Origin of the sequence: Methanosarcina sp. A14 (assembly GCF_001729375.1) — an archaeon.
Lineage (GTDB): Archaea > Halobacteriota > Methanosarcinia > Methanosarcinales > Methanosarcinaceae > Methanosarcina > Methanosarcina barkeri.
The window spans coordinates 1-2,077 of sequence record NZ_LZPK01000329.1; the positions used below are offsets into that span (position 1 = coordinate 1).

A 2,077-nucleotide genomic window follows, 5' to 3' on the forward strand; every position below is an offset into this window, starting at 1 on the left:
TATGGAGAGAAAGATTCCAGGAATATCAGAAAAAAGAAGAATATTCAGGAACCAGGGTTCCAGAACACCAGCGTATTAGGGAATATCAAAGACTTTAGATACCAAAGACTTAGATATCAAAGACTTAGATATCAAAGACTTTAGAGTCCAAGTGCATTGAACCCAGAAAGTAGAACATCTCTTGGATCAATGCCAGTTACATGCAGCATGACATAAGCTGCAACGACGGTCCCTGTCATACTTCCTATGTTTGCAAAGCTTGCGACAAGGAGGACTCGCATGAACTTATTTTTGAACATTTCCCTGAAGGTTTCTACTCCTGCCAGGGCTTTTAAGTCTGCGGTAGTAGGATTTCTCTGTTTTGCTTCTACGAGACCAGCAAACCAGCCTGCGGCAATAAGAGGGTGCAGAGTAGTCAGCCAGGCAACCGAAAAGGCAGTCAGAACTGAGTAAGGATGTCCACCTGCAAGTAAAGTACCGATTGCACTGAGGGTTCCTGTAATAATAAACCACCATCCAAAGGCTATTAACAGGAGTTTAAGTGGAACGCCAGAAAGCAGCAGTAATAAAAAGAATCCAACTATAACGGCAACAAAAGCAAAGCCAACAATCTTTCCAAGACCTATACGTTTCTTTGGAATCTGCATAAGACTATCCAGAGGAGGAATGCTTTTCGGGTTCTTCAGGTACTTAGTTACTCCTGGCTTATGCCCGGCTCCAATTACCACGACAACAGTTTTGTTTCCACCTGCCGCAACCCTGAGGATACTTCCTGCAAGATATGCGTCCCTTTCATCAATGAGAACCTCAGCTGCAGTCGGGGCAAAATCTCTAAGTTCATTTACAAGACCAGTTACAACATCGGTTTCCGTAATTTTATCAATGTCTATTTCGGTTCCTTTTCCTATTCCTATTAGTCCACCTAACAGGGAGCCGATCATCTTGACTTTTTCCAGAAACTTCATTTTTCCCCAGAAACGCTGAAGAGTCACCTGGATATCACGGTCAATTAAGGCAACTTTAGCTCCTATAGACTCGGCTTCCTCCATTGCGGAAAGCATCTCGGCTCCGGGTCTTACACCCATATCCTCACCGATCTTTTTCTGCACATAGGCAAGCAGCCAGTGAATGACGTAATAGTTAACCTTACCTTCAGAAAGAATGTCCTTAATAGGGACCTGTTTTTCCTGCACATTGCCCTTCAGGGAATCATAACGTCCCCTGCAAAGCTCGACAGCCACAATATCCGGTTTTAGATCCCTTATAGCGGCCTTAACCTCGGCAACACTCTTTTCAGAAACATGGGCAGTTCCTATAAGCACAATTTTTGATGGCTGATACTCAGCCTGATGTGCATCAGAGAATTGAAAAGATGAAGGAATTGAAACTTCGGAAGCCGAATCAGGAATAGATTCTGCAATAATTTCGGAACTTATGTCAAGCTTTGTTTCAAGCTCGTCAGGTTCTATCTTGGATGCTGTCACAGAAGTTTTTTCTTCTTGTGGCATATTAATTGAAGAACCAGAAATTTTAGCCTTTCCGACAGAAGTTGAGTTTTCTGCGGATTCGGTCACAAGTTTGTCCATAGAATACATTGACTCCTGAGATGTACTATGAAAATTATAGTCAGGGTCCTTGTCCTGAGAATCTGTAATTTCAGGTTTGCTCATTGTTAATCTCTCTGCTGCGACGCGTTAAGATGATGCGTGAAAGCATATCCCTTGAAGGACTGCAGTTAATCGCATGAGTAATTAAATTCTTCACATAAAATAACCAAGCTATAAAAAAACTTAGCTATAAGCAGACAATTAACTGGTGGTAATTATCTGCTAGAGATTTATATTTTGCTGCTTTCAGGTTTTATCTTTAGATTCATATTTTGTTGTTTTCAGGTTTTATCCTTAGATTTATGTTTTTTGCCTTCAGATTTATATTCTCTTTATTTATAATATTTGTATTATATAATTATATATAAACTTATTTAATATATTCTAATACAATTTGGAAAAACATGAGTTCTGAAAAATTTAATAGAGTATGATCTTTTGATAAAAATATCTTTTGATGAAAACGTCTT

1 protein-coding gene is annotated in these 2,077 nt (G+C 39.6%); it reads right to left on the bottom strand.

Features of this window, described 5'->3' with window-relative positions; all coding sequences use genetic code 11:
• Positions 1-140: 140 nt before the first annotated feature.
• A complete protein-coding gene (locus tag A9239_RS14135; protein ID WP_048122625.1) occupies positions 141-1,670 on the bottom strand; it encodes a TraB/GumN family protein in 1,530 nt (509 codons plus the stop codon).
• Positions 1,671-2,077: the final 407 nt, after the last annotated feature.

What these genes read in the sequence shown, in the direction of transcription:
- A9239_RS14135 (WP_048122625.1), bottom strand. Translation starts at nt 1,670, where the DNA reads ATGAGCAAACCTGAAATTACAGATTCTCAGGACAAGGACCCTGACTAT.